This is a genomic window from Thermus sp. (assembly GCF_040290245.1).
Lineage (GTDB): Bacteria > Deinococcota > Deinococci > Deinococcales > Thermaceae > Thermus_A.
Map to the genome: position 1 here is coordinate 1 of NZ_PSMQ01000095.1, position 4060 is coordinate 4060.

The window sequence follows — 4060 nt, forward strand, 5'->3', positions numbered from 1 at the left end:
TCGTCTGAGAGAGGGGGGTTGGGGTTTGCACACCTTACAACTCCCCCCTTCTTCTTCCCTTTGTCAAGCCTTAGCTTTCAAAGTGATGAGAGGTCAGGGGGCTGACCTTCCCCCCTTGGGGACGACAAGCACCTCCAGGAAGGGCAAGAGGCTTCTCCGCCACTTACCAAGCCTTCCTTGTGGCCCCTTTCCTCCGCCTATTGCGCTAGGTACAGGCCCGGTTGCTTTTTGGTCGGGCCTTAGGCAGGGATGCCCTGGGCCAGGAGGGTGGGCTTCTCTACGTCCCTGGGGTGATCCACCCGGGGCTTCACGAAAGCCATTAAGTGGTACCCAAGTGGGGGAGGGTTGGTAATATGACGGATCTTTTGTCCGAGGTTGAAATATGTTACATTACTTTCATGGCGCTCTGGTTTGAGGAAAGCCAGGAGGAGCGGGCCCTTCTTGGGCCCTTGCGGGAGTTCTTGCGGGCAGAGGTGGCCCCGGGTGCGGCGGAACGGGACGAGAAAGGGGGGTTTCCCTGGGAGTTGGTCCGTAAGCTGGCCGAGCTCGGGGTCTTCGGGGCTACGGTGCCCGAGCGGTACGGAGGGGCTGGGCTTAGCAGCCGGCTTTTCGCCCGCATGGTGGAAGAGATCGCCTATGTGGACGGCTCCTTGGCCCTTACGGTGGCGAGCCACAACTCCTTGACTGCAGGGCACATCCTGATCGCGGGGAACGAAAGGCAGAAGGAAACCTTCCTCCCCAGGCTGGCTTCCGGAGAGGCTCTGGGGGCCTGGGGTCTGACCGAGCCGGGCAGCGGTTCCGACGCAGCGGCCTTAAAGACGCGGGCAGACGAGGTCCCGGGGGGGTTTGTCCTGAACGGGACCAAGCAGTTCATCACCCAGGGGAGTGTGGCCGGGGTGTATGTGGTGAACGCCCGGACCGATCCGGCCCCGCCAGGAAGAAAGCACCTGGGCATTTCCGCCTTTGTCTTCTTCCGGCCCGAGAGGGGGCTTAGGGTGGGGCGGAAGGAGGAGAAGCTGGGCTTGAGGAGCTCAGATACGGCCCAACTCGTTTTTGAGGACCTTTTCCTTCCCCAAGAGGCGCTTTTGGGGGAGCGGGGGAAGGGGTTCTACGACGTCCTAAAGGTTTTGGATGGAGGCCGGATCGGCATCGCGGCCATGGCGGTGGGCCTAGGGCGGGCGGCTTTGGACTATGCCCTCCGCTATGCGAAGGAGCGGGAACAGTTCGGCCGGCCCATTGCGGAGTTTGAAGGGGTTTCGTTCAAGCTGGCCGAGATGGCCACCGACCTCGAGGCCGCCCGGCTTCTCTACCTGAAGGCGGCCGAGCTCAAGGACGTGGGCCGCCCCCACACCCTCGAGGCCGCCCAGGCCAAGCTCTTCGCCAGCGAGGTGGCGGTTAGGGCCTGCGACGAGGCCATCCAGATCCTGGGGGGGTACGGCTACGTGCGGGACTACCCCGTGGAGCGCTACTGGCGCGATGTCCGGCTCACCCGTATCGGGGAGGGGACGAGCGAGATCTTGAAGCTCATCATCGCCCGAAGGCTTCTGGAAGCGGTTTAAAGCTGGAAGGGGCCTTTAAGGCCAGCTGGCCGCAGGCTGCCCCCACGTCCCGTCCCCGGCTCCAGCGGATCGAGGTGGGGATGCCAAGCCCCTCAAGCTCCTCGGCAAAGGCCAGGATACCCTTCTTGGGCGTACCCTCCACCGGGGCGTTCTCCCAAGGGTTGAAAGGGATGAGGTTTACGTGAGCGGAAAGGCCCTTCAGAAGCTCGGCCAAAGCCCTAGCCTGCCAGGGGTGGTCGTTGAGGCCTTTAAGAAGGGTGTACTCAAAGGTTACCCGGCGCCTCGTCCGTGCGTAATACTGCCGGACGGCCTCCAGGATCTCCGCCACCGGGTAGCGGTGAGCGGTGGGGATGATTCTGCGCCGGGTTTCGTCGTCCGGGGCGTGGAGGGAAAGGGCGAGCCTCAGACCTAGGTCCTCTTCGGCAAGCCGGCGGATGCCCCGAGGAATCCCCACGGTGGAAATCGTCACCCGCCTGGGGCTTAGGGCCAGCCCCTCGGGGTGAAGCATCAGGCGGGCAGCCTTAAGAACGTTGTCCAGATTCAGAAGGGGCTCCCCCATCCCCATCAGGACCACGTTCCGGATCTCGCGGGGGCTTATGCCCTGGTGGTGGGCGATGGCCCGGAGCTGGTCCAGGATCTCTCCCGCGCTCAGGTTCCGGCCAAAGCCCAAGGCGCCAGTGGCGCAGAAGGTGCACCCTGCGGGGCAGCCCACCATGCTGGAAAGGCAGACCGTCTTGCGGTTTTCATAGGGCATGTAGACGGCCTCGGTCTTCTGCCCATCCCAGAGGGTGAAGAGGTACTTCACACTGCCATCCCGGCTCGGGTAGGCCTCCCAAAGCTGGAAGGCGCTTAGGGTGTACCGCTCTTCCAGCTCCGCCCTCAGGGCCTTGGGAAGGTCGGTCATCTCGGCAAAGCTCCTTGCGCCCCGCCCCCAGATCCAGTGGGCGAGCTGGCGCTTGCGGAAGCCCTCGAGGGGCAGTTCCTCGGGAAGGAGCTCCAGCAAGGACCCCATCTACCTCCTAAGATACCCCAGAAGGAACCCGACCCCCGCCAGGGCCACCCCCAGAGGCATGGGCCGGACGAGGAGGCCAAAGAAGAGGGCGGCGAGCAGAAGCCCCACCCCCACCCGGGTGCGGCCCAGAAGGAAGGCGGTTCCAGCAAGCAGGCCTAAGAGCCCAGGGATCAGCCAAAGGGCCAAAAGGGCCAAGGTGGCGGCGGCCGGTGTCAAAACCTGAGGCCCTCCGGGGCGTATCCCTCTATCCAGAAGCTCCCGTCCTTCCGGTATTCCTTCTTCCAGACCGGGAGGAGCTGCTTGACCCGGTCGATTGCGTACTCCGCAGCCAAGAAGGCCTCCTTTCGATGAGGGGCGGAGACCACGATGGCGATGGAGGCCTCCTTGGGGTCCACCCGGCCCAACCGGTGCCAAAGGGCCACCCGCCCGATGGCGAAGCGCTCTCGCATCTCCTTAACCAGGGTTCGCATCGTTTTGAGGGCCATCTCCTCGTAGGCCTCGTACTCCAAAAAAGCCACCTCCTCCCCCCGGTTGGGGGTGCGGGCGGTGCCAAGGAAGCTCACCACCGCCCCGTACTGGGGCTGGATGGCCCATTCCACCAGGGTTTTTAGGTCCAGGGGGGCCCGGGTGAGGCCGAGGTTTTCCTCCTCCCCTCCCGAGACCGGGGGCAGAAAGGCCACCTCGTCCCCTTCCTCTAAAGGGGTTTCCGGCCCCGCCAGGTCCTGGTTGACCGCGGCCATGCCGCCCTCTAGCGTCAGGGCGGGGAATAGGCGTTTTAAGGTCTCGGCCAGATCCTTGACCCGTGCCCCCTCGGGAAGGGAGAGGCGCAACCGGTCCCTGCCCGCCTGCTCTCGGTAAAGGGCGAAAAGCCGCACCTCAACCTGCATGGACCTGAGTATACACCTGGCCGAGGCTGTACGCCACGGCCAAGGCCTCCTGGTAGCGCATCCTAAGCGGCCCCAAGAGGGTGAGCTCCCCCAGGTACTCCCCCCCCATGAGCCCCGTCTGGACCATGGAAACCCCTTCCCGCTCTCCAATGCGGAGGTTGACCCGGCCCGGAGGGGTCAGGACCTCCTCCTCCTCCTCCTCAAAGGCCGCCACCACCTCCTTGACGAAGGTGGGGTCCTCCGCCTCGGGCTCTGTGAGAACCAGGCCCAAGCCCTCCCGGTACCAGCCGCTCCTCCCGAGAGAGGGCTTGCTTGAGGCGGGCAAAGAGCCCTTCCAGCCCAAAAGGGGGCTCGGGCATAGCCTCGAGGCGGAAATGGTGGAGAAGGCTTTCCGCCCGGCTCAGTGTTTCCGGCGGGACTTCCAGGGGAAGCCGCACTTCTCGCACCCTACCCCCTTCCAGGACCGCCACCGCCAGCACCTCCCCTCCGGCCGGCCCCTCCAGGCGGGAAAGGTGGACCTCCAAAACCCTGGGGCTTTTGCGGTACCTGAGCCGGAGCAGGGCGGGGTAGCCGGAAAGCCGGGAGGCCACCTTGACCAGAAG

5 protein-coding genes and 1 pseudogene are annotated in these 4060 nt (G+C 64.8%); 1 reads left to right on the plus strand and 5 read right to left on the minus strand.

Annotation, left to right across the window (positions count from 1 at the left end; all coding sequences use genetic code 11):
* Positions 1-398 precede the first annotated feature (398 nt).
* Positions 399-1559: an acyl-CoA dehydrogenase family protein gene (locus C4301_RS09420; protein WP_352414822.1), complete on the plus strand. Its 1161-nt coding sequence runs from the start codon at positions 399-401 to the stop codon at positions 1557-1559.
* Here the strand turns inward: C4301_RS09420 and rlmN are convergent.
* The 5 genes and pseudogenes from rlmN to C4301_RS09445 form a co-directional block, all read right to left on the minus strand.
* Positions 1528-2571 carry a dual-specificity RNA methyltransferase RlmN gene (gene rlmN / locus C4301_RS09425; RefSeq protein ID WP_352414823.1) on the minus strand — a complete coding sequence of 348 codons (1044 nt, stop codon included), beginning with the start codon at positions 2569-2571 and terminating at the stop codon, positions 1528-1530. The genes C4301_RS09420 and rlmN overlap by 32 nt on opposite strands.
* Entirely contained in the window at positions 2572-2787 is a 216-nt protein-coding gene (locus C4301_RS09430) for a hypothetical protein (protein ID WP_352414824.1), read from the minus strand.
* Complete coding sequence (gene moaD, locus C4301_RS09435) at positions 2784-3458, minus strand: molybdopterin converting factor subunit 1 (RefSeq protein ID WP_352414825.1); 675 nt, start codon at positions 3456-3458, stop codon at positions 2784-2786. The genes C4301_RS09430 and moaD overlap by 4 nt, the downstream gene beginning before the upstream one ends.
* Positions 3448-3729, minus strand: coding sequence for a hypothetical protein (locus C4301_RS09440; RefSeq protein ID WP_352414826.1), 282 nt, complete (start codon positions 3727-3729; stop codon positions 3448-3450). The genes moaD and C4301_RS09440 overlap by 11 nt, the downstream gene beginning before the upstream one ends.
* Positions 3659-4060 (minus strand): annotated as a pseudogene (locus tag C4301_RS09445) (hypothetical protein); the annotation flags it as partial. The gene C4301_RS09440 and the pseudogene C4301_RS09445, both read right to left, overlap by 71 nt.